Origin of the sequence: Chitinophaga sp. NPDC101104 (genome assembly GCF_050277495.1) — a bacterium.
GTDB lineage: Bacteria > Bacteroidota > Bacteroidia > Chitinophagales > Chitinophagaceae > Chitinophaga.
The window spans coordinates 3,626,582-3,648,158 of sequence record NZ_JBNNSF010000001.1 but is presented as its reverse complement, the minus strand read 5'-3'; the positions used below and the strand labels follow the sequence as shown (position 1 = coordinate 3,648,158).

Genomic DNA, 21,577 nt, shown 5'->3' with positions numbered 1-21,577 from the left:
AACTTTACTTCTGTTTACAACTCTACATGTTCTGTACTTTGTTGCGTCGTTCCTATTACCTTTACGTCAGGATAGTTTATGAATAGATCGTGTATTTGTCGAATGGAATTGGATGTTTGTAATCGCAGCTCGTCTTTTAAATAACGTAAGGTGCAGAATGTGAAGACTGCCCGCATCTTCGCTCTTGAAAGAGCTACAAAAACGAGATTGTTATCTGAAATCTTTTGATCATTGTAAGTCCAAAACGCACTATCTTCAAGACCAATAAATACAACTGTATGAAATTCAAGTCCCTTACTTTTATGTGCCGTCATTACAGGAATAGATTCGTTTCCTCTCAGCGAATTGATAGCACTAAGCATGTTGCCGGTCGAGTCTTGTTGTTCACTAAGTATTTTGAGTAATTGTCCTAAGAGGTTTCTGAGGTATTTGCCTCGCTTATATTGAGGGAATGCTTCCCTGATTCGACTTTGCCCGACGAAGTTTGCTGATTTCTTCATAATTTGGGCAATCCTATCTGAGGATAATACAATATTTTGGTTTACGTATTCATTCCGTAAATCTTTTATAAATCGTAACACACGGCGGTTTAAACGAATACTTTCTTCGTCACCATAGCTTTGGTGAACGTATCGGATAAATTTAAGTACTTCGTCGTATGGACGACCATATTTTTCGCTAAATATTACCTCAATTAAATTTACCATAAACACCGGTACTGGTTCTACAAGCAATGCCTGAAGTTCCGTTTCATCTCGTGCAGGTATGCCATTTGCAGTTAAGTAGTCAGTTAAGTTTTTAGTGTATTCAGTTACACGTTGTTTTACTAGGATGCATATATCCCGAGGCTTTAAGTTATCAATATGTATCCAGTGCCGTATTTGTGCAAGTAGAAATTGTTGCTCACCTGCCGGCGCATCAAAGAAGCACATTTGGGCTTCGCCTGCATCTGGGTACCACTGGTCTGAAGGGACAGCCACGGCAGGCTTACGTAAAAGCTCCGTGACAAGGAAATTTTGAAATCTAACAAGCTTGGGTGCAGACCTCCAGTTCATAGTAAGGCGAATCTCTTGGGCAGAATATTTCTCATTGAATCGGTCGAAAATATCTGGCCTGGCACCCGCATAAGCCATTATCGATTGCTTGTCATCACCTACGGCTGTGAAATTAAGCCTGCTTCCGAAGAAACAAGTGTTTAAAAAATCAAACTGGGCAAAAGTTGTATCTTGAAATTCGTCCAGAAATATGTGCGAATAGTTCAATTGAATATACCTCTTAACAAGTGGGTTTGTAGAGACAATAAGTTCGGCCAATCGCATTATCATCCCGAAGCAAAGATCTGTTGGGCGTTTGTTGAGAAGTAGCTGCCAAACCTGTCTTATCACTCGTGTCGGCAAAGCATCTCCTTCTAGCGGCAATTGTAGAGATACTAGGAATTTTTCATATGATCCTTCAATCGAGTAAGTGTTAAAAAAATTTAGATCGACACCTCGAAAGGTATTTTCGATTTCTTTTGACATTGCAATGTTCACATCATAGTCGGTGATTTTATACGCGTCGGGTAGTCCGCGATAAAATCTATCCAAAATTCGTTTTGCAAAAGCATCGAACGTAAATGAGTCAAATCTTTTGCTGAGAGTCGATCCACATCTTCTGTGGACGCGATCCTTAAGATTATAAGCAGCGTCCACCTTAAAACTGATGGCCAATATTTTTTTAGGCTTGGGACAACTTCCAGTTTGTAGAAGGAAGCACGCTTTCTGTGCGAGCAATTCCGTTTTTCCTGAGCCGGGCCCAGCAATGATTAAAGTGTTCCCGTTAGCCAGGATCGCTTCAATTGCATTAGGTTCCAATTGCATCCCATCGGCGGGAATCCAATTGTTAGGTGAGATCTTCGCCATTTGGTTCGATTAAGTTGCTAATATGGTCGAAAATCGCAGTTAGCTCAGCTGGCACATTTTCTCGGAAAGTTTCATCTGGAATGGTCGACAAGACTTCTATGTGGGTGCCTGGCTTTCCACGATTGAGGAAATGGTAGCGATACCAAATCATTTGGTGAAATTCACTAGTTGAGTACAATCCATCAATTATATTGTCGGTTTTTAACGTTGCTTTCGCCGCACCTTCAACGTAAGTCATATATTCGGGAGTTCCTGCATTTGGGATCCTTGGTCCGCCACCTTGTGGCAACAAAGTTGTGGCTGTATAGTAATTCTCGAAAGCTTGTAACATCAAAAAGTCAAGATCAAGTTTGCCAGAGAAGTAAACACCATGTTCAGTCAGTCTTCCGCGCCATGCAGTTATTGCTGTCTCCCAATTTCCATTATAGGACCAATCTGGCATTTGGTTGAAAGAGTCCTCACTAAGTTCACCGCTAGAAGTTGCTAAAAGTGAACTTCGGTCTACCCCATTTGCTAGCAATTCTTGAATTGCGTAATGGATTCTATTCCACCCCGCATCGGGTCGGCCAAGGTCTAAGTCGAGTATTGTTATGTGAGGGATGTTTAGCCTGTATAGAAGTCGCCATATGTGATGAACGAATCGGTGGCCCAGTGGAGCAAATGACACACTGTTTTCGTCAAAATCAGTATTGAGTACTTTCATCATATGCCGAAAGATTACGTCTTCAGTATCACCCTCACCAATTACCACTAACTTCGCGAAATATATCTCAGGGAAGTTTTGAACAGCTTCTTTTACATATTTATATGCGGTGTCAGTCGTATCTGGCAGTTCGATGAAATTTACTTCAGACGTAAATTCGTCTGTTAGGCGAAAATGCAGTATTGACTCAGGATCAATTCGCTTGATAATTGCTGGCGTATGTGAACTGAGCATAAGTTGAACACGTGGTTGACCGGAGATTTCCTTCAGAATCCTAAGGACACGGCCGAGAAGTTGGGGCGCTATATGATTTTCAGGTTCTTCGATTGCCAAGATGGTTAAAACTGGATGAATTTCATCGTCAAGTAACCAGCTGTCCTGCTGGACCTTTAACAATGCACAAACTAATGTGATATAAAACAGAGATCGATAGCCGTCTCCTAAATCGTCTATCCCAAACCGCCTATGTTGTCCCAATGCAGGACTAAACTCCATGTCGATTTTTCGCATAATCTCATCCAGCTCGCCAGCGCCGAAGTTCATCGTCGCTTCACTGAAACGGTGATCCTTATGGAATTGCTGCCATGTACCCTGTAAGGTTCGTTGAATACTTGTAAATCCAGGTAAATCGGAAACGAGCTGGTTAAGTCCCTGAACTTGCTCTCGAACTTGTTCACGGAACTCCTGTGTGAAAGATACGGTTCGCATTAGTTGGTGGAGTATGGAGCCGGATGCATACCGAATTTGATCGGCAGTTTTCCTTAGTGCTGGAACATACATTAGCTGGAATAGTCCATGCTTTTCCCTTGGGAAATCTTTCCACGTATCATCCTGTCCAGCATCTCCAAGTTCCGAAAGTATAAAGTGCTTGGCCTCTATTTCCCCCTCAAGTGAAATAGAGGAAGGTGTCCAAGTGGCTTCCAACTTAATACGAACGAAGGGGACGCCGCCATTAGTCGCAATTACAAAATCTTCGCCGAACTCTTCTACCCCTGTTTCATCATCTAGGAAATTCAGATCCGCGATTAAGATAAGAGTTTTAGGCGTTGGTTTTAATGAGTCTTCCCCAGGTGGGATGTGGAAATCTTCCTTTGAAAGATTACGCTCAATGCGGTTGCCAAAAAGTTTTCGCAAGGCTTCTAGCGCAACTGTTTTGCCTGAACTATTGTGGCCAACAAATGCACTCAGCTTTTTATTAAAATTCAGAATTTGTGTTTGGGGGCCAAAAGACCGAAAATTGGTAATTTCTAGGGAAATGAGTTGCATTTCTATGTTTTGGTGTTCACGAACATTTACATTAAATGGTAGAGTCAACAAATATAAGCCATTCCAAATATTCGAAGTGAAGTTCACGGCGGAACTTCGCTTATTAAATCTTGGTCTTATTGTAATTTTTAACTTGGTTTAAGGATATTCAGTTATCTCTGCCCATCCGAAATTTATGCACTGATTGTTTGTTAATTAGTTGTTAATGATTTGTTCCTTTAATGATTATTCCGCTGATATTTACTAGTTTTTATTGTTAATTAATATGTCAATTATCGCTTCCTTGCCTCATTCAAATATTGATAAAATAATTTAACTAAGGCTTTTTGACCTATACTGAAACAATTTTCATATGTCGCATTTGATACAAGTGTCATTCGAGAATTTTAGAGTTTTTAACTCCAAAACAGTTTTCGATTTAGCGCCCATTACCTTTCTTACCGGGCCCAATTCCTCCGGTAAAAGTTCCGTTTTAAAGGCTTTGCTTTTGTTGAAAAGTAATTATAGTAGTGATTTGCAAGTCTTAGATTTTTCGGGACCGAAACATAATTTAGGAACATTTGAGAATGCTTTAAATACAGAATCTAAGGAACAAAAAAGTACATTGAAGATTGGTCTCCAAGTGAAGATTGGAGGATCTGAACATGCTAGCTTATCCAAAGGAACCTTTTATAAGCAATCAATTACAACTAGACGAAGTTCTTACTCAGTTTTGAAGGAATTGAATGATACTACTAAAACACTTATTACTATAGAATTAACTTACGAGAAAAATGACAGAAGCGGCAGATTGAAGGTTATTGAAATGTTTGTCAAGGAGGACGAGCAACCTTTTATGAAGTTGGAAATCGGATCTCCTGATCCAGGTGATGTCCATAGGCTTTTCATTGACAGCGAAAAAGTTCAAAAAGATAAAACCTTAAAATTGCTATTCCATGATCCAGTTCGGTTTTTTACAGCAAAATCAGAGTATATCAAAAAGAGTAAATCTAAAACATATACTCACTCAACTGTATTTGCGCCAAAGGAAAATGCCAAAGAATTATATATAGATGAACCTATAGTAGTATTTACAAAAATTTTCGAAAAGTATATCCTTGATAATTTCGATTTGAAGGAAAAAAGGGAACTGCACCCATTTTTTCTATCAAGTCCGATTCGAAATGTATTAAACGATTTTTCTGAAATTGTTGAGAATATTGAGTATTTGGAAGCTGTTCGAGCTAATACTAAGAGGTTGTATACAAATGATTCGCAGGGAACTTCTTTTAATGAGTTGATTTTAGAATATAGATCTAGAGATATATCTGAAGAATCATTAAGTTTTACAAACAGGTGGCTAAGGAAATTAGAGATTGCGGACGAATTGAAATTTGAGAACATAGAAGGAGTGGCAACAACCATTTTTCTTATGCGCGGAGGAGAAAGGATCGCGCTTGCTGATTTAGGATATGGAATCACTCAATTCTTGCCAATTTTGCTAAAAGTTGCGCTGGAGGAACCAATTAGTAAGGAAGAAAGGGCGGACCTCGTTGTAGTAAAGAAATTGATTTTATTGGAGGAGCCTGAGACAAATTTGCATCCCAAGTTGCAGTCTATGATTGCGGATTTTTTAATAGATGCGATTAGGACTTTTGAGGTTCGTTTTATAATTGAAACACACAGTGAGTACATAATACGTAAAATGCAGGTATTGACGGCTGAAAGAAAAATCAAAACATCTGATACATTAATTTATTATTTCAACGACAAACCAGCTATCAACCAGCCTAAGTCTATTAAGATTGAAATTAAGCCTAATGGATCGTTAACAAATGAATTTGGCGAAGGTTTTTTTGATGAGGCCACTAATCTGAAACTTGAATTACTAAAATCGAAAGCAACCAAACAGTAATGAGAATTTTAGGTGCAACCAAATCGTTTATGGATACATTATTTGTAGAGTCTGATGCAAATGAATGTTCCCAAGATCTTTACAAGTTTGTATTGGAAGAGTCGTTTGGAATGAGACTCATCTGTGACTTTGCCTCTTTATCTGAGTACCGAGAAGCAATGATAGATAATCCTATGTGGGAACTATTGATTGATAAGTTTGACAAAATTGAGTATAATGTCAATCTTGAAGGCGACGTGTTAACAGATCGTTTTTACGAATCACTATGGGAACAGAATTTATTTCTTTTGACTCTTAATGAAGATGTTTGCAATGAACTGTCTTGTGCTAGAGGTTACATATATGTGTCTTCCGCAAATATCGAGAAGGCTTGGAATCCAATAAAGCTTATCAGGGAAAATTCAACATTAAAAGTAACTCAGGATAAAAATTTTCCTACTGAACTTAAGTTCGATAGCTGGGAGAAGTTGAAAGAAAGAATATTGCCACTGACTTCATTGATAATATTTGATAGGTACATTTTGTGCGATAATAGCAACCAGAAATTGAAAGATAATTTGTTTGTTGTTTTGAAAATGTTTTGTATTAATAAGCTAACAAAACCATTGAATCTAACTATAATATCTGAATTTGATAGCGATTATCAACTCAAAAATGCTTATCAAAAGATTCAGGAATTTTTGGCTCAGAATGGTATAGAAAATGTAAGTCTTAGTTTAATAGACCACGATAAAGGTAAGTATCCTGTAGATTTTGAGGGTTTACATTCCCGGCAAATTCTAACAAATAATATCCGTATTAAATGCGAGGATAGCTTCAACTTATTTAAAGCAAATGGAAAAGTAAATAATGATGCTGATATTCACTTCAAGTTCAATTTGTCAAATAAGAACCATCCTTTCTTTGAGAAAGAAATTAATCATCTGAAGCGATATGTAGGTCGTCTTAATAATGTTGATGAGTCAAGTACCTTAGCACGGAAAACGTACTATTACCGCGATAAGGTAAACTATCTATTTTAGAGAGTTTACATTAAATGAACTACTATTTGGAGGTAGTTTTGATTACTTATCATCAATTCTGATAATACTCTGAACTAATTTCGCCCCTCCGCTGCAATGAGCGGTAGTGAGTTTCATATTGCTTATATGGATCCTTATGTGCAACGAGCAGGAAAAGCGGTCTCACTCCGGGCTTGGAAAGGGGCTTGCCCTCATGCGGACGGTCCCCAAGCAGGCCCCTTCCCAAGCCCTGCGTTCGGGCAGCTCCCGGTCTGCTCCGCTTCGCTGCGCATCCCTACGCTGCCCCATTCTGTCCGCCACCTGCCGGCGGCGCCTGCCGCAGGTTGCTCCGCGCGGCGAAGCGCCGCGCTCCCGCCCCCTGGGCATGCGCCGCATGGCGAGGTGGTGGCGGGGGCGTTTTGTTGGCAAGTGCCGGGTTTCTCCGCGATTCGTTTGGACACTGTGTATAAGGGCTTTTACCAGGGGGCGGGCTCCTGCAGCTCGGTGCCCCGTGGGGGCTGGCAGTGATGCGCACGTGCCTTCCGATCTGCTCGGTACCCACTGCAGGCGGTTGGGCTTCAGAACAAGCTGCCGCGAACGGGGGCGGTAGATCCTTGATCAACTTTTGTGCAATCTTGGCGCATCATTGCCGGCATAGGTGGCGCAACGTTTCTCTTTTCGATGGTCCCAAAGGGCGCCACCTATACCGGCAATGATGTTTGCTTTTTCCCTGCCGGGTATGGAAGAAAGTTCTGGCGCTGCAGGCCGCAAACAAAATTGTGCGTAGGCTGGTCCCTCGGTGTCTGTTAGCCATTTGGAAATGAAGAATGAGAGGGCATCTTTGCCGGCGTAGGCGGCGCCAGGTGTGCCCTTTGGCAGTGACCAAAAGGGGCGCCACCTACACCGTCAAAGATGTTGGCTTTTGCCTTTGTTGATTTTGTGGATTATCTGGCTCACCGGCTGGCGGCCGTACATGGGAGGGATTGGGAAACAAACTGGAGAGTCAGGGCGTAGGCGCATCATTTCCTACTTCGTCCCCCAAAAACATGGGGTATCAATCACCCAGTCTCTATTCCATTCGTTTGGGAAAAACTCTTCCCGGGCTTTTTTCAGATCCCTTTTCAATCTTTCAGGATCTTTCAAATAAATGGGGCCCATTTTGTCGCGGAGGTTGCGAACTTCCTGAACTGCATCGTACTTTTTAGCTTTCTTCATATTCTATAACATTTAAAATTTCCCTTGGTGTTCGAATTTCTACTGTATTCAACCCCAATTTAAGATTAATTGCATTGTACTGTTTAATTCGTTCAAGATTTACTAAATGCTTAAAATTCCAACTCGCCAAAACGTCAGCTCCACTCAATGTTGCATGTGCGATGTGTAGCGCGTCTTGATAATTTTTGCCAGGCAGAGCGCCTTCATCGATGTAAGTTTGTGCCAACATCAAAGCTTTGTCATTTGCATCAATGAGGATGCGATTAGACTGGGGTACTTGATTCAGATAAGATTTTACCTCATTACTTGCCCCTAGCAACTCCATCGAAATAATGTCAGAAATAATAATCTTCTTCGTGCCGGCATTAAATTCGTCAAATAAAGCTAAGCTCCATTCCTGGAATTCTGCATCGCAACACCCTCCGATTACGGAGGTGTCAACATAAACTTTCACCATAAAATAATTGTTTTTAATTGTTAAAAAATTGGTTGGCGCTAATCAACGCGTTCCCCTTTTTCGTTTACCATGTACTTGATGGTGGTTACTTCTTCCACCCATTTGTTGGCTGTTCTGCGAATAATAATTTTTCCCTGGGTTACCAGCAATTCTACAATGTCACCTACATTGAAGCCGGCTTTTTCAAGCCATTTTCCGGAAACGTTGATTAAAGGAACAATCTTTTCGCTGGGCTTACGGGTTACGGTAAGCCGGCGTTTGGTCGGTATTTCTACTAGTTTCATTGGGTTAACGTTTTTACTATCTAAAGTTACTAAATAGTAAGTAACATAACAAGTAGAATTTACTATATTTAGTGTGTATAACTCTATAAAATTATTCACAATAGACCATACTTAATATTAATAATGCTTATAATGCATCGTTGTGTACTTTTTTTACAGTAGTTTACAGTTTTACTTTAAACCATTGTTTTATGACTTTCGGACAACGAGCTGCAGCAGTACGCAAGCAGCGAAATTTAACCCAAAAAGACGTTGGCACAATGCTGGGAATCGTACAAGACGTTGTAAGCAAATATGAGCGCGACCAAATGGTGCCTTCCATTGAGGTCGCAGCAAAATTTGCAAGGGCCTTGAATGTTTCCCTTGATTATCTAATATTAGGAGACACATTACCTCCCGCAGAGGGTGAAGACGCATATCTACAAATCGCGAAACGCTTGGAAAAATTTTCAAAGGAAGATCGAGATCACGTCGTTGCGGTGATCGAAGCATTTAGTGCAAAACAAAAGATTCAGGAATTGTTCCAATAAAGAGGGCCTCCCACGGAGGCCCTTTTACCTACTCACCGGCGTCCCAGCAGCATGCTGGAACTGTCTTTGGGGTTAACCTTCTTCCTTCTTCACCGCTGCCTGGCTGAGTCCTGCCATGACTGTTCCAGTGATCGCCATTTCGCGGATGATTTCGTTGATGGCTTCCGGAAAGTCGCACGGCGTACCTGATACGCAGGCGCTGATCACGACCATCAGCAGCCCGATCGTGCGGACCTTCTGGAAGAAAGGAGGCGTTGGGGCGATCAGCCTTTCGGCAATTTTCATACGCTTCACTTTACGGGTTAAAAAATCACACGCCGCTGGAGACCAACACCAGCGACAGCGCATTGTATGCACCATTCCGCAGTGGATATGTGGCGCCATTCACCTGCTGGAAGAACTCAATCCCTACAGCCAGGAACAGCGGTTTCGTGCTAGCAGGCGTGACTGTTGCCGTGAGGGTGGTCATCGGCGTGGGATTGGTGCCGATTGCGGTTTCGCCGGTGGAGCCCAGGTCAACCACGAACGTTTCCGCCTCGAAGTCGATTTCCACGCCGGCAACATTGATCTTGTAGTGTGTGGCGCCGGCCGGCGCTGCGATCATGTTCATCGGCACGAAGGATGGCAGCGCCACCGAGAGCTCGCCCGTCGAACGGTTGATACTAGTAGTGAACGGGGCGTAGAGCGTCGCGCCCAGGCGCCCGTTTTGGTTGAACTCGAAGCCCTGCAGCAGCTCCGCCTCGCCATCGATGACGTTCCGCTGCCCGCGGGGGCTGATTTCATCGGCGCGGATGACCTTCACGAACTCCCGGGTGAGGCGTCCGGTCATGTAGCTGTCGTTGATACCCAGGAGCAGCGCGCGCAACGAGGTGCGCAACAGGCGGCCGGCCTTCCCGGCGCGGCCGAACTCGGAGCCGTTTTCACGGGTACGGGCGAACGCGGGATCCGTTGCAATGCGGGAGCCGTCGACGCCGCCTTTTTCACGGGCGAGGTAACCGGCTTTGGATTTGTAGAAGGTCACGTTTCCGATTGTGCCTTCGAGGGGAACGATCCCCTTTTGTTTTGCCATTTATTGGGGTTTAGTTTAAAATGGGGCGCTTTGCATAGCCGCGCCCGTTGGGCTTTCCATCTGGCCGAGATGCAGTAACTTTGTGCTACGAAAGCAAACCTACACCGGCATACGATCACAGAAAAATTCACATTCCGAAAATGCCGATTACGCACAGATTGGTCCCTCCCCGCATGGTAATCTTCGCAAGGGACATTCAAAACATTACCGGCCGGTCCGAGCGGACGGCGCGGCTACTCCTTCAGCGGATCCGTAAAGCAAATGGGAAGAAGGCAGGGCAGTTGGTTTCCGTGGGAGAGTTTTGCCGGTACACCGCGTTGCCGGAGGCCGAAGTCCGCGCGTACCTGGAGCATTGATGCAGCCGGTTTCAAAGCGGTATAAAGCAGGTATGATGCGGCTAAAATAATTTCCGCGCGGTTTGATCTACTTTGTAGTCCTTTTACTATCTTTGTGAACGAAAGATAGTTCTTTGTAAATCAATGCATTGTGCGCTATTTGGAGTAGTCGCAAAATCATTGACATATAATCACAAACCCTACGAAACACACGTCTGTAAGGCATTATAGCTGGTCCCAGCGGGATCACAAAATATAAAAAGGCTTCAGAACGTATTCGTTTTGAAGCTTTTTTTTATTCGATATCTTCATCAATGAATTTTGTATGCTCTGCCACTTCCGCTGATACCGTTATCCTTCCATTTACTTGCTTTGGAAAGAAAAGAGTCGTGATTATTCCAATAACTTCGTAGGCGCATACCCGAAGCGCTTCTTAAACGCAAACGAAAAATGGGACAGATTCTCGAATCCTACTTCGTAGCATACGTCTACCGGCTTCCTTTTTTTCTCCATGAGATGTTAATGCGCCAGCTTCAGTCTTTTTTGCGTTAGCCAACGTTGCGGAGTATTGTTGAACGTTTTGCTGAAATCCCGTTTGAAAGTAATCGGCTGGTTTTTCGTCAGACCGATTGGCCACCGTCTACCAGGAAATTGGAACCTGTAATAAAGGCTGCGTTATTGCCCGAGAGAAAGGAGACCATATCCGCCACCTCGTCGGGCTTCCCGAGGCGGGATAATGGGATGGAGCCGATCAGTTGTTCTTCCAATTGGCAATCCAGTCCGATTTTATGCATTATCTCTGTGGCTACAGGCCCCGGGCTTACGGCGTTGACGCGGATCTTCCGGGGTGCCAACTCCAGCGCCGCAATTTTCACAAGGGCATTGATGGCTGCTTTGCTGGCTGCGTATACCGATGCGCTTTGAGGGGAAATTTTGGCTGAAGTAGACGATAAAAACACGACGGAGGCGTGATCATTCAGGATGGGAATGAATTTACTTAACGTGAAATAGGCGCCTTTGAAATTCACGTCCATCATTTCATCGAAAAGCCCTTCCGACGTATGTTCTATCAGTGAAAACTTGGTGATGCCGGCATTAATGAGCAGGATATCGACCTTGCCGAAATTCTCCGAAACCTCAGCCACGAGGCGGTCTATGTCTGAAAGGCTGGCCTGGTCTGCAAGCGCCCAATCCACCCCCAGGTCCTTCGCGGCATTCTCCACCGCTTCTTTTCTCCGGCCGGTAATAATGACTTTAACGCCGTTTTCGGAAAGTTTTTTTGCCGTGGCGTATCCGATTCCGCTGTTGCCGCCGGTAATAACGGCTATTTTTGATGTTGATGATTTCATTTTTCAGGAATTTAAGGTTAGCAATTGAATTTGTGGCCGATCATTTCTTCGGTGAGCGTCCATAGGCGTTTGGCGCTGGATTCGTTGAGAGAGTAAGGCTTCACGCCTCCGGAGGCGGATTCGCCGGTTGCCAGTGCTGCAACATCGGCATCCTCACAATACACGCCGCCGGTTTGGTTGAGTAGAGGTGAAGTTGCGCACCAAACCGTGGTGGCGGCGCCCTGGGAAATGGTTTTCAGGGAGGCCAGTACTTCCGGGAACATGTTCCCGTCGGCATCGCAGAAACCCATTTTTTGAAAAAGCTCAAGCGGCGCTTCCCGGCCAAGCTCTGTGCCGCCGATAGATCCGGGGTGGAGGGAATAAGCTCTTACGTTACTAGCTTTGGCCCGGTTGTCGAGTTCCAGCGTGAAGAGGTTTACTGCGGTTTTCGACTGACCGTAGCTTTGTAATGTTTCATAGTTGCGGTACAGGAAGTTGGGATCTTCAAAATCGAATGGCGCAAACTGGTGGCCTTGCGACGATACGTTGACCACCCTCGCGCCATTTGCCTTTTTGAGGGAAGGCCACAGCCTGGCCGTGAGCTGGAATTGCGCCAGGTAATTGGTAGCCAGTTGGGATTCGATGCCCCGGCTATCCCTACGCAGGGGTACCCACATAATGCCGGCGTTGTTGATGAGCAGGTGCAGCGGCCGGCCCGATGCCAGGAAGCTGTCAGCGAATTTGTCGATAGAAGCGTGATCCATGAGGTCCATCGCCGCGATTTCCACATTCGGAATACCCTGCAGATTCCGTTTCGCCTTTTCGACGTCTCTCGCCGGAACGATCACGGTAGCCCCGGCTGCAGCCAAAGTGCCGGTGGTTTCCAGCCCGATGCCGGTATTGCCGCCGGTTACGATGGCAATTTTCCCGGTAAGGTCAATGCCCTCAATAACATCTGCCGTTGTGGATGCGGCATGGAAGCCTGAATGTAAAGGGGTTTGCAATGCGCCCTGGTAATTGTTTTGTTTCATGATAGCGATTTTTTAATCGTTGATGATGAAACAAAATTACTTTGCCGTGGAATGGGCGGCTTTGTTCAAAAGTTCAAATATACTTTGTTCAAAAGTCCGTTTTTTGAGGATGGAAATCAAGGGGGATGCGCTCCGTGCTGGCGATGCCTATTTTATGGACTGCCCCTGAGGCTGGATGATGATAAAAATTGATACAAATCATAGATGAAAAGGTTCGAGTTTTGTACCATAGGGATCACAAAGATGAAAGTCTACAAAACTAAAGCCGCGCAGATCGCACGATCGGCGCGGCTTTCGCTTTTTTAAGGGTATTGTTAATCCTTGTCAAACCACGCTAAATGGTCGCAGAAAAGGTGACACTGGAATATCCTAAATTGGTGTCACCTTTTTTCTCCAAAAGTCTTGTCTGCATTGATTTGTAGGGACTGAATCGGTTCATTTCGAACCAGTCCAAACAGCGATTTCAGTTACCGAAAAAACAAGGTGTACGAAACTGCATCCCGAACTGCAATAATTTTAAATTCGATTCCATCCGGTATTTTTTCATGCAGCAATTGATTTTTTTTTGAAATATCGGGTCGATGATAAGAAATGTAAAGAAAAACGTCGATGCTGTCTTCATAAAAAGAGCGTTGCTTAGGAATTCATTCGATACACGAAAATAAATTTGGGTTGTATTGTCAATCCATCGTAATATTGCAATATTATGGGAGCTACAAAGACCGATTTATTCACCAAACAGCAAAACGACATCGCCAACATGGCGAAAGCATTGGCGCACCCCGCGCGCATCGCCATTTTGCAGCATCTCGTAAAGATCAACGCCTGCATCGGCGGCGACCTGGTGGAAGAGCTCGGCCTTGCACAGGCGACGATCTCCCAGCACCTCAAAGAGCTGAAAGCCGTAGGGCTGATCCAGGGCACCGTGGAAGGTACCTCCATCTGCTACTGCATCAACCCGAAGACCTGGATGCAATACCGTAACCTTTTCGACAAATTCTTCGATAGCAGCGTATCCGAGGGCAGTTGCTGCTAATATTTTTTTGCCCTTATTTATCGCAATATTGCAATTATACGAACAATTTATTACGATGCCTACAGATCAAGAACTGAAAGACCTCGTCCGCGAGAAATACGGCAACATTGCCCTGCAGGATAAAGATACCAACGCCTCCTCCTGCTGCGGCGCCTCCTGCTGTTCCGATGAAGTATATAACATCATGAGCGAAGACTACACCCAGCTCGAAGGCTATAACGCCGACGCCGACCTCGGCCTGGGCTGCGGCCTCCCTACCCAATTCGCCAAAATCCAGCCCGGCAACGTGGTGATCGACCTGGGCTCCGGCGCCGGCAACGACGCCTTCATCGCCCGCGCTGAAACCGGTGAAACCGGCAAGGTGATCGGGATCGATTTCACCGACGCCATGATCGCCAAGGCCCGCCACAATGCGGAAGTCCGCGGTTTCCATAACGTCGAGTTCCGCCAGGGCGATATCGAGCAGATGCCCGTGAGCGACAATGTGGCCGATGTCATCGTGAGCAACTGCGTCCTGAACCTGGTGCCCAACAAAAACGGCGTCTTCTCCGAAATCTTCCGCGTCCTGAAGCCCGGCGGCCACTTCAGCATCTCCGATGTAGTGCTGACCGGCAACCTCCCCGCATCCCTGAAAGAAGCCGCCGAAATGTACGCAGGCTGCGTTTCCGGCGCCAGCCAGAAAGAAACGTACCTGGAGCTGATCGCGCAGAACGGCTTCCAGAACATCACCGTTCAAAAGGAAAAAGCGATCATCATCCCAGACGATATCCTCGAAAAATACCTCTCGCCGGAAGAACTGGCAGGATTCAAGTCTCAACAGACAGGCATATTCAGTATTACCGTTTACGCGGAAAAACCTGGTGCCGCCACTGCCTGCTGCGGTCCCAATTGTTGCTCCTAAAAATCAACGCAATGCAGATCATCTCCATGGAACCGCGCCATTGGCCGGCAGTAAAATCGATCTATGAAAGCGGTATCGCTACCGGGAACGCCACTTTCCAAACCGCTGCTCCCGAATGGGAAGAATGGGACCAAAGCCACGCCGAAATTGGCAGGCTGGTTGCCGTCGACGGCGACCAGGTGATGGGATGGGCGGCACTTACGCCCGTTTCGGGAAGGTGTGTTTATGCCGGGGTTGGCGAAGTGAGCGTTTATGTGGCGGCATCGGCCCGGGGAAAAGGTATCGGCCGAACATTGCTGGAAGAACTGATCGCCGTCAGTGAAAAACATGGCTACTGGACGCTCCAGGCCGGAATCTTCCCGGAGAATTCAGCCAGCATAAAGCTACACGAAGCCTGTGGTTTCCGTACAGTCGGGTTCCGGGAGAAGATCGGCAAAATGGACGGCACATGGCGCGATACCGTGCTGATGGAGTGCCGGAGTAAAGAAATTGGTATTTAGAAAACGTACAACTATGCAGCAATGTAATCCCGCTCAGCGGAAACGCCTGGGTTTCCTTGACCGTTATCTCACCCTCTGGATTTTTCTCGCCATGCTGGCCGGTGTTGCCATCGGGTATTTCATTCCCTCCACCGGCAGTTTCATCAATTCCTTCTCGACCGGCACCACCAACATTCCCCTGGCCATCGGCCTCATCCTCATGATGTACCCGCCACTGGCAAAGGTGAACTACGGTAAAATGGGCGAAGTGTTCCGCAACACCAGGATCCTCAGCGCATCGCTGCTGCTCAACTGGGTGATCGGGCCCGTACTGATGTTCGGCCTGGCGGTGCTCTTCCTCCACGGCTATCCGGAATACATGATCGGGCTGATCCTCATCGGGCTGGCCCGCTGCATCGCCATGGTGATCGTGTGGAACGAGCTGGCGGAAGGCAACCGCGAATACGCCGCCGGGCTCGTGGCCCTGAACAGCGTGTTCCAGGTGCTGTTGTATAGCGTATACGCCTGGTTCTTCATTACCGTGCTGCCGCCAGTGTTCGGGATGAAAGGGCTGGAAGTGAATATCACCATCGGCCAGATCGCAGAAAGCGTAGCCATTTACCTGGGTATTCCGTTCGCTGCAGGCATCATCAGCCGCTTCGCGCTGATCCGTTGGAAAGGTGAAAAATGGTTCCAGGAACAATTCGTGCCCGTGATTTCCCCGATCACCCTGATCGCCCTGCTGTTCACCATCGTGGTGATGTTCAGCCTGAAGGGTGAGTTGATCATTCAGATCCCGATGGACGTGGTTCGCATCGCCATCCCCCTCGCCATTTACTTCGTAATCATGTTCCTCGTGAGCATGTTCATTGGCAAAGCCCTGGGCGCCGATTACTCGAAAAACGCCTCCATCGCCTTCACGGCGGCCGGCAACAACTTTGAGCTGGCCATCGCCGTAGCGATCGGCGTGTTCGGGATCAACAGCGGACAGGCGTTTGCAGGCGTGATAGGCCCGCTGGTGGAAGTGCCCGCCCTTATCGCCCTGGTGAACGTGGCATTCTGGCTGCGGAAACGCTGGTATGGTAAATCGGAAGAAAAAGCATTGCAAGCATAAACTCAAAACCTACTATTCCAAATGAAAAAGATTCTGGTCCTTTGCACCGGCAACAGCTGCCGCAGCCAGATAGCAGAAGGCTATCTCCGACACTTCGCGGGCGACGAAGCTGAAGTATACAGCGCAGGCGTGGAAACACACGGTGTGAATCCCCGCGCCATCGCCACCATGGCGGAAGACGGCATCGATATCTCCGGCCACACGTCCAACAATATCGCCGAATATGCAGACATCGACTTCGATTACGTGGTAACCGTTTGCGATCACGCGAAGGAACGCTGCCCCGTGTTCCCGTCGCACGCGGAGAAATTCCATGAAAATTTCCCCGATCCGGCCAAAGCTACCGGCACGGAAGAAGAAATCACGGAACAATTCCGCGAAGTACGGCAGATCATCCGCAATTATTTTGAAAAATTCGTCAATACGCACGTCAAAAACATAACTGCCTAAACCGCAACCGATGAAAATTGCGCTGTTTTCCGACATTCACGCGAACCTCCCGGCGCTGGAAGCCTTCTTCGCCGACCTGGACAAACGCAACCCCGACGCCGTTTACTGCCTCGGCGACCTGGTAGGCTACAATATCTGGCCCAATGAAGTGATCCAGGCGGTCCGCAAGCGCGGTATCCCTACTATCGCCGGCAATTACGACCAGGGCATCGGCCGGATGAGCAACGAATGCGGATGCGCCTACAAAACCACAGCGGATAAGGACATGGGCCAGATCTCCATTTCCTTCACCAACTCCCTTGTTGGCGACGATGAGCGCAAATACCTGCGCACACTGCCCGCCCACATCCGCGTCGAGTTCCAGCTGAACGACGATACGCTGACCCTCATGCTGGTGCATGGCAGTCCCCGGAAGATCAACGAATACCTTTTCGAAGACCGGGACGAAAAGAGCATGCTGCGCATCCTCACGGATGCCAACGCCGATATCCTTTGCTTCGGCCACACGCATAAGCCTTACCACCGGATCATCTGCACGGAGCCCGGCGAAGCGTCCAGGTGCCGCCACGCCATCAACATCGGCTCCGTTGGCAAACCGAAGGACGGCGACCCGCGCGGCGGCTACGTGATGCTGCACATCGACGAAACCCTGTCCATCCGCGACCCCAATTCCCTCCAGGTGGAATTTATCCGCTTCGGGTACGACGTGGAAAAGGCGGCCAGGGCCATAGAAACCAGTATGCTTCCGAACGAATATGCAGACATGTTGAGAAGGGGCTTTTAGCCCTTTTTCTTTAATCCAACGATATGCAAACCATTTTGCCCATTCTCGCGCAGCTCGAAGGCAAGCTCGAAAAACGCATTTGCTCCCGCGTCAACCATGCCGACTGCTGCGAAGACATTCTCCAGGATGTATACCTGAAGCTGCTGCAGCGCCTGCCGCAAATTTCTCAGGCGGAAAACGTGATCCCTTATGTGATGAAGATGGCGGACAACGCCGTGGCGGATTATTTCCGGAAGAAAGGCAAAGCGCTCACCGGCGCTGCCGAGGCCGAACACCTGCCGGCGCCTGCCAGCGAGCCAGAAAATCTCGTGGCGCGGTTGTCCGATTCCTTTGTGGGCCAGATGATCCAGGCCCTTCCGCCAATCTACCGCGAGGCGCTGGTGAAATCGGAGATCGAAGGCATATCGCAGAAACAATTGGCGGCGGAGCTGGGTATGTCGTATTCCGGGCTGAAATCAAGGGTTCAACGGTCGAAGGAGATGCTGCGCGCCGCCATCCTGGAATGCTGCGATTTCGAGTTTGACAAGTACGGGAATATCGTTTCCTGCTGCGGTGGAGATTGTACCTGAAAATAGGTTGCGTCTTTTTTTTGAATGGCCCGTCATATAGGAAAATCATTCAACATGCATTACAAACTATCCAAAAGAAAGACGCTTCTCCTGCTGCCCCTGGCCATCGCATTCGTAATTCTTGCCGCATTCCGCTTCGCGGGCAACGCTTTGCACCCGCTGGAGCCCCTGAGCCAGCATTACAAAACGTTATCCGAACTGAACCCGCTGCCCGACAACTCCCGCGCCTGGATGGATACGATCCGTTACCCCTGGGCGGAATACGGAAAAGGCGCGCAGGGCAACACATTATGGAGAACGATGTATCTTAGTGCAGCGCTGGAAGCCATGCTGCCGGGGCTCGCGACCCCGCCGGCCAACAGCTCCGACCAGACCAGGGCCGAGCTGGACTACCTGCTCCGCCTGCAACAAAACAGGACGCCGCAGGAAGTAGCGCGGGCACAGTACATCGCCAACATCGGCTCCTGGCCGAACATCCTGAACCCGGAAGACCCTGACTACAAAGAGAACCGGAAACAGCTCTTTTACATCGCTTCGCCCGTCGGGGAATGGTACAACGACCAAAACTTCCCGGCCACAACGGAGCTGCTGCTCAACTGCATCCAGGACATCCGGGTAACGGAGTTCCGGTTGAAATGGCACTTCAAGCGGGCCCGGCCCTACCACCTGGAGCCAGCGTTGCAACCGCTGGCCCGGATCTCGTCGCCGTCGTTCGCGAGCGGGCATTCACTGTGGGCGTTTTCGGAAGCCTTCCTGTTTGCCGAGATCATCCCGGAGCGGCGCGCCGATTTTCTGAAAATGGCGGAGGAAGTCCGCTGGTCGCGGGAGCTGATGGGTATCCACTACCCTAGCGATAACGAGGCTTCGCGGGTCATCAGCTGGAATCTCCTGAGCGCATGGAGCAAGAACCCGGCATTCATGGAAGCGCTGCAAAAAGCGCGGAAGGAATGGAAGGACTGGAACAAATCGGATCAACGGAAATAACCGGCTTTTGCGAGCAAAGGCCCAACTTTTATATCGAGCATGGGAAAAGTATATGATGTGATCGTGATCGGCGGCGGGCAGAGTGCCCTTGCGGTCGCCTACTACCTGCGCAGGTCCGGGCTGAATTTCCTGCTGCTGGATAAAGAACCTGCACCCGGCGGCTCCTGGCAATATGCCTGGGAGTCGCTTTCCCTTTTTTCGCCGGCGCAATGGAGCTCGCTTCCCGGCGTGATCGCGCCCGGCGGCGCTGCGTATTATCCCAGCAGGGACGAAACGATCGCCTACCTACGTGATTACGAACAACGATACAACTTTCCGGTAGAGCGGCCCGTGGATGTAACAAGCGTGAGCAATGTAGCAGGGATTTTCGTGCTGGAAACTCCCCGCGGCACCTACCAGTCTCGGGCTGTAGTGAGCGCAACCGGCAGTTTTACCAATCCGATCATTCCGGCGATCGAAGGCCGGGAGGAATTCGGCGGCGTGGTGATTCATTCTTCCGAATATCGTTCCCCGGCGGCGTTCGTAGGGCAACGTGTGGCGGTGGTGGGCGAAGGCAATTCCGGTGCGCAGATACTCGCGGAACTGTCGCGCGTGGCAGACACGCTTTGGGTGACGCTGAAGCCGCCTTCTTTCCTTCCGGATGAGGTGGACGGAAGATACCTCTTTGACGCGGCCACCCGGCAATATGAGGCCCGCAGGCAAGGCAAGGATTTCAGGCCGCCGTCGCTCGGCCAGATCGTGATGGTGCCTTCAGTGAAGGATGCCCGCGCGCGGGATGTGCTGCATTCGGTACCGGCATTCGACCGGTTCATGAAAAATGGGATTGGCTGGAAGGATGGGCGCACAGAGCCGGTGGACGCCGTCATTTTCTGTACCGGATTCCGGCCTTCGCTCAAACACCTGCATCCGATGTTGCCGGTGCTGCCGGATGGGAAGGCCGGAACGGAAGGCACCCGCTCTACGGCAGTGCCCGGATTATGGCTCGTGGGTTACGGGAACTGGACAGGGTTCGCTTCCGCCACGCTCATCGGCGTGGGCCGTTCCGCGAAAAAAACAGTCGATGAAATTGTAAACTATCTGATTAAACATACGCTTTAATCAATAGGCCAATGAGTGCCGCCACAAGAATAATCACCGGTTCCTGCGCTTTTTTCACGAGCAGCAGCAGCGCCACAACAGCAAGACAGATCAGCGCGGTGGGAATATCGTGAATGCTGCGCTTGCCCAATACGATCACGGCCCCGGCAATGGCCCCGATAGCCGCCGCCGTGATGCCATCCACAAAAGCCTTGATCCCCGGCTTTTTGCCATATTTTTTAAAGTATGGGGCCGGAATCACGGTGAACAGGTAACAAGGGAAGAACGTGGCGAAAGCCGCTACGGATGCGCCGGAAAACCCGGCCGTCAAATACCCGATGAACCCCACGGTGATAACGACAGGCCCAGGCGTAATCATGGCCACGGCTACCGCATCCATAAATTCCTGCTCATTCAGCCATCCATATTCCTTTACCACGCCGCCATACAAAAACGGCACGATGGCCAGTCCGCTGCCGAAAACAAAAGCGCCCGCCTTGGCGAAGAATAAGAATATATCCGCCAGTTTCCCGGTATTGGCGTCACCTCCGGTATTTGCCTGGATCATTGCCGGTATTAACAAAGGCACTGCGCTTGCGGCCTGCTGCTTCAGCCGTGAAGAAGATTTTACCAGCCAGTAAAAAATGCCGCCTCCGATGAACAGCCAGATGTTTTCGTGTTCCGTGATGACGGTCGTAACAGCCGCCACCAGGTAGATGAACCAAAGGTAATAGTCTTTTCCGATGGACTTTTTCGTGAGTTTATATGCACTGATGGCGATGATGCCGATCACCGCCGCGCCCACCCCATAGAACACAGCCTGCATCCAGCTGATGCCCTGGAAATGGACGTAAATCGCCCCCAGCGCCAGCACCATCAGGAAAGACGGCAACACGAAAGCCAGTCCCGCCAGCGTAGCGCCCACCAGGCGGTAATGAACGAACCCGATGTAAATGCCCAACTGCGCGGCCAAAGGCCCAGGCGCCAGCTGAGCAAGGGCCAGCCCTTCCTTATAGTCGTCTTCCGTGATCCATTTGCGTTCCTCAACCAAATCACGGTGCATATAGCCGACGAGGGCCACGGGCCCGCCGAAGCCGACGGTACCGAGTTTCAGAAAATAAAGAACGAGGCTCCGCAACGTGTACGGAGCGGTGGAATGCGTGCTCATG

General features: G+C 48.4%; 23 protein-coding genes. 12 read left to right on the top strand and 11 right to left on the bottom strand.

What is annotated here, in order from left to right:
* Positions 1-14 precede the first annotated feature (14 nt).
* On the bottom strand, positions 15-1,901 hold the full coding sequence (locus ACQKLP_RS14725; protein WP_427323504.1) for a UvrD-helicase domain-containing protein: 1,887 nt from the start codon (positions 1,899-1,901) through the stop codon (positions 15-17).
* Positions 1,882-3,870, bottom strand: a complete 1,989-nt coding sequence (locus ACQKLP_RS14720) for an ATP-dependent nuclease (protein ID WP_427323503.1) — start codon at positions 3,868-3,870, stop codon at positions 1,882-1,884. The genes ACQKLP_RS14725 and ACQKLP_RS14720 overlap by 20 nt, the downstream gene beginning before the upstream one ends.
* 352 nt (positions 3,871-4,222) lie before the next feature.
* Between ACQKLP_RS14720 and ACQKLP_RS14715 the strand changes: the two genes are divergently transcribed.
* Both ACQKLP_RS14715 and ACQKLP_RS14710 read left to right on the top strand, forming a co-directional pair.
* Positions 4,223-5,764, top strand: a complete 1,542-nt coding sequence (locus tag ACQKLP_RS14715; protein WP_427323502.1) for a DUF3696 domain-containing protein — start codon at positions 4,223-4,225, stop codon at positions 5,762-5,764.
* A 29-nt stretch (positions 5,765-5,793) separates the two neighbouring features.
* A complete protein-coding gene (locus tag ACQKLP_RS14710; protein WP_427323501.1) occupies positions 5,794-6,786 on the top strand; it encodes a hypothetical protein in 993 nt (330 codons plus the stop codon).
* A 1,005-nt stretch (positions 6,787-7,791) separates the two neighbouring features.
* Here ACQKLP_RS14710 and ACQKLP_RS14705 read toward each other — a convergent pair.
* From ACQKLP_RS14705 to ACQKLP_RS14695, 3 genes are read right to left on the bottom strand one after another with little or no spacing between them, the layout of a single operon-like run.
* Positions 7,792-7,980 (bottom strand): hypothetical protein, encoded by a 189-nt coding sequence (locus ACQKLP_RS14705; protein WP_427323500.1) that lies wholly within the window; start codon positions 7,978-7,980, stop codon positions 7,792-7,794.
* A complete protein-coding gene (locus tag ACQKLP_RS14700; RefSeq protein ID WP_427323499.1) occupies positions 7,967-8,437 on the bottom strand; it encodes a hypothetical protein in 471 nt (156 codons plus the stop codon). Before ACQKLP_RS14700 ends, ACQKLP_RS14705 begins: the two co-directional genes overlap by 14 nt.
* A gap of 38 nt (positions 8,438-8,475) precedes the next feature.
* Positions 8,476-8,721, bottom strand: coding sequence for a SymE family type I addiction module toxin (locus ACQKLP_RS14695; RefSeq protein WP_427323498.1), 246 nt, complete (start codon positions 8,719-8,721; stop codon positions 8,476-8,478).
* A gap of 191 nt (positions 8,722-8,912) precedes the next feature.
* Here ACQKLP_RS14695 and ACQKLP_RS14690 point away from each other — a divergent pair, with 191 nt between their 5' ends.
* Positions 8,913-9,251, top strand: coding sequence for a helix-turn-helix domain-containing protein (locus ACQKLP_RS14690; RefSeq protein WP_427323497.1), 339 nt, complete (start codon positions 8,913-8,915; stop codon positions 9,249-9,251).
* Between the two features lie 72 nt (positions 9,252-9,323).
* On the opposite strand, the gene ACQKLP_RS14685 is transcribed toward ACQKLP_RS14690, so the two are convergent.
* The 5 genes from ACQKLP_RS14685 to ACQKLP_RS14665 form a co-directional block, all read right to left on the bottom strand.
* Positions 9,324-9,536, bottom strand: coding sequence for a hypothetical protein (locus ACQKLP_RS14685; RefSeq protein WP_427323496.1), 213 nt, complete (start codon positions 9,534-9,536; stop codon positions 9,324-9,326).
* 25 nt (positions 9,537-9,561) lie between these two features.
* On the bottom strand, positions 9,562-10,320 hold the full coding sequence (locus tag ACQKLP_RS14680; RefSeq protein WP_427323495.1) for a hypothetical protein: 759 nt from the start codon (positions 10,318-10,320) through the stop codon (positions 9,562-9,564).
* A gap of 728 nt (positions 10,321-11,048) precedes the next feature.
* Positions 11,049-11,168, bottom strand: a complete 120-nt coding sequence (locus ACQKLP_RS14675; protein ID WP_427323494.1) for a helix-turn-helix domain-containing protein — start codon at positions 11,166-11,168, stop codon at positions 11,049-11,051.
* Between the two features lie 107 nt (positions 11,169-11,275).
* Positions 11,276-12,004, bottom strand: a complete 729-nt coding sequence (locus ACQKLP_RS14670; RefSeq protein WP_427323493.1) for an SDR family NAD(P)-dependent oxidoreductase — start codon at positions 12,002-12,004, stop codon at positions 11,276-11,278.
* 17 nt (positions 12,005-12,021) lie between these two features.
* Positions 12,022-13,014, bottom strand: coding sequence for an SDR family NAD(P)-dependent oxidoreductase (locus ACQKLP_RS14665; RefSeq protein WP_427323492.1), 993 nt, complete (start codon positions 13,012-13,014; stop codon positions 12,022-12,024).
* A gap of 706 nt (positions 13,015-13,720) precedes the next feature.
* On the opposite strand from ACQKLP_RS14665, the gene ACQKLP_RS14660 reads away from it, so the two are divergent.
* The 9 genes from ACQKLP_RS14660 to ACQKLP_RS14620 are packed head-to-tail and all read left to right on the top strand — an operon-like array spanning position 13,721 to position 20,429.
* The gene (locus ACQKLP_RS14660) at positions 13,721-14,050 is read left to right on the top strand and encodes an ArsR/SmtB family transcription factor (protein WP_427323491.1); all 330 of its coding nucleotides are present in this window, start codon (positions 13,721-13,723) and stop codon (positions 14,048-14,050) included.
* A 55-nt stretch (positions 14,051-14,105) separates the two neighbouring features.
* Positions 14,106-14,951: an arsenite methyltransferase gene (locus tag ACQKLP_RS14655; protein WP_427323490.1), complete on the top strand. Its 846-nt coding sequence runs from the start codon at positions 14,106-14,108 to the stop codon at positions 14,949-14,951.
* A gap of 11 nt (positions 14,952-14,962) precedes the next feature.
* Positions 14,963-15,451 (top strand): N-acetyltransferase family protein, encoded by a 489-nt coding sequence (locus ACQKLP_RS14650; RefSeq protein ID WP_427323489.1) that lies wholly within the window; start codon positions 14,963-14,965, stop codon positions 15,449-15,451.
* Between the two features lie 13 nt (positions 15,452-15,464).
* Positions 15,465-16,544 carry an ACR3 family arsenite efflux transporter gene (gene arsB / locus ACQKLP_RS14645; protein ID WP_427323488.1) on the top strand — a complete coding sequence of 360 codons (1,080 nt, stop codon included), beginning with the start codon at positions 15,465-15,467 and terminating at the stop codon, positions 16,542-16,544.
* Between the two features lie 21 nt (positions 16,545-16,565).
* Complete coding sequence (locus ACQKLP_RS14640; protein WP_427323487.1) at positions 16,566-16,994, top strand: arsenate reductase ArsC; 429 nt, start codon at positions 16,566-16,568, stop codon at positions 16,992-16,994.
* A gap of 10 nt (positions 16,995-17,004) precedes the next feature.
* Positions 17,005-17,778, top strand: coding sequence for a metallophosphoesterase family protein (locus tag ACQKLP_RS14635; RefSeq protein WP_427323486.1), 774 nt, complete (start codon positions 17,005-17,007; stop codon positions 17,776-17,778).
* Positions 17,779-17,801: 23 nt separating this feature from the next.
* The gene (locus ACQKLP_RS14630; RefSeq protein WP_427323485.1) at positions 17,802-18,347 is read left to right on the top strand and encodes a sigma-70 family RNA polymerase sigma factor; all 546 of its coding nucleotides are present in this window, start codon (positions 17,802-17,804) and stop codon (positions 18,345-18,347) included.
* Between the two features lie 54 nt (positions 18,348-18,401).
* Positions 18,402-19,331 (top strand): phosphatase PAP2 family protein, encoded by a 930-nt coding sequence (locus tag ACQKLP_RS14625; RefSeq protein ID WP_427323484.1) that lies wholly within the window; start codon positions 18,402-18,404, stop codon positions 19,329-19,331.
* Positions 19,332-19,370: 39 nt separating this feature from the next.
* Entirely contained in the window at positions 19,371-20,429 is a 1,059-nt protein-coding gene (locus ACQKLP_RS14620) for an ArsO family NAD(P)H-dependent flavin-containing monooxygenase (RefSeq protein ID WP_427323483.1), read from the top strand.
* Here the strand turns inward: ACQKLP_RS14620 and ACQKLP_RS14615 are convergent.
* Complete coding sequence (locus ACQKLP_RS14615; RefSeq protein WP_427323482.1) at positions 20,413-21,576, bottom strand: chromate transporter; 1,164 nt, start codon at positions 21,574-21,576, stop codon at positions 20,413-20,415. The genes ACQKLP_RS14620 and ACQKLP_RS14615 overlap by 17 nt on opposite strands.
* Position 21,577: the final 1 nt, after the last annotated feature.

What these genes read in the sequence shown, in the direction of transcription:
- ACQKLP_RS14675 (WP_427323494.1), bottom strand. Translation starts at nt 11,168, where the DNA reads ATGGAGAAAAAAAGGAAGCCGGTAGACGTATGCTACGAAGTAGGATTC.
- ACQKLP_RS14660 (WP_427323491.1), top strand. Translation starts at nt 13,721, where the DNA reads ATGGGAGCTACAAAGACCGATTTATTCACCAAACAGCAAAACGACATC.
- ACQKLP_RS14640 (WP_427323487.1), top strand. Translation starts at nt 16,566, where the DNA reads ATGAAAAAGATTCTGGTCCTTTGCACCGGCAACAGCTGCCGCAGCCAG.
- ACQKLP_RS14680 (WP_427323495.1), bottom strand. Translation starts at nt 10,320, where the DNA reads ATGGCAAAACAAAAGGGGATCGTTCCCCTCGAAGGCACAATCGGAAAC.
- ACQKLP_RS14635 (WP_427323486.1), top strand. Translation starts at nt 17,005, where the DNA reads ATGAAAATTGCGCTGTTTTCCGACATTCACGCGAACCTCCCGGCGCTG.
- ACQKLP_RS14690 (WP_427323497.1), top strand. Translation starts at nt 8,913, where the DNA reads ATGACTTTCGGACAACGAGCTGCAGCAGTACGCAAGCAGCGAAATTTA.
- ACQKLP_RS14720 (WP_427323503.1), bottom strand. Translation starts at nt 3,870, where the DNA reads ATGCAACTCATTTCCCTAGAAATTACCAATTTTCGGTCTTTTGGCCCC.
- ACQKLP_RS14615 (WP_427323482.1), bottom strand. Translation starts at nt 21,576, where the DNA reads ATGAGCACGCATTCCACCGCTCCGTACACGTTGCGGAGCCTCGTTCTT.
- ACQKLP_RS14625 (WP_427323484.1), top strand. Translation starts at nt 18,402, where the DNA reads ATGCATTACAAACTATCCAAAAGAAAGACGCTTCTCCTGCTGCCCCTG.
- ACQKLP_RS14725 (WP_427323504.1), bottom strand. Translation starts at nt 1,901, where the DNA reads ATGGCGAAGATCTCACCTAACAATTGGATTCCCGCCGATGGGATGCAA.
- ACQKLP_RS14695 (WP_427323498.1), bottom strand. Translation starts at nt 8,721, where the DNA reads ATGAAACTAGTAGAAATACCGACCAAACGCCGGCTTACCGTAACCCGT.
- ACQKLP_RS14700 (WP_427323499.1), bottom strand. Translation starts at nt 8,437, where the DNA reads ATGGTGAAAGTTTATGTTGACACCTCCGTAATCGGAGGGTGTTGCGAT.
- ACQKLP_RS14670 (WP_427323493.1), bottom strand. Translation starts at nt 12,004, where the DNA reads ATGAAATCATCAACATCAAAAATAGCCGTTATTACCGGCGGCAACAGC.
- ACQKLP_RS14715 (WP_427323502.1), top strand. Translation starts at nt 4,223, where the DNA reads ATGTCGCATTTGATACAAGTGTCATTCGAGAATTTTAGAGTTTTTAAC.
- ACQKLP_RS14710 (WP_427323501.1), top strand. Translation starts at nt 5,794, where the DNA reads ATGGATACATTATTTGTAGAGTCTGATGCAAATGAATGTTCCCAAGAT.
- ACQKLP_RS14665 (WP_427323492.1), bottom strand. Translation starts at nt 13,014, where the DNA reads ATGAAACAAAACAATTACCAGGGCGCATTGCAAACCCCTTTACATTCA.
- ACQKLP_RS14620 (WP_427323483.1), top strand. Translation starts at nt 19,371, where the DNA reads ATGGGAAAAGTATATGATGTGATCGTGATCGGCGGCGGGCAGAGTGCC.
- ACQKLP_RS14650 (WP_427323489.1), top strand. Translation starts at nt 14,963, where the DNA reads ATGCAGATCATCTCCATGGAACCGCGCCATTGGCCGGCAGTAAAATCG.
- ACQKLP_RS14685 (WP_427323496.1), bottom strand. Translation starts at nt 9,536, where the DNA reads ATGAAAATTGCCGAAAGGCTGATCGCCCCAACGCCTCCTTTCTTCCAG.
- arsB (WP_427323488.1), top strand. Translation starts at nt 15,465, where the DNA reads ATGCAGCAATGTAATCCCGCTCAGCGGAAACGCCTGGGTTTCCTTGAC.
- ACQKLP_RS14655 (WP_427323490.1), top strand. Translation starts at nt 14,106, where the DNA reads ATGCCTACAGATCAAGAACTGAAAGACCTCGTCCGCGAGAAATACGGC.
- ACQKLP_RS14705 (WP_427323500.1), bottom strand. Translation starts at nt 7,980, where the DNA reads ATGAAGAAAGCTAAAAAGTACGATGCAGTTCAGGAAGTTCGCAACCTC.
- ACQKLP_RS14630 (WP_427323485.1), top strand. Translation starts at nt 17,802, where the DNA reads ATGCAAACCATTTTGCCCATTCTCGCGCAGCTCGAAGGCAAGCTCGAA.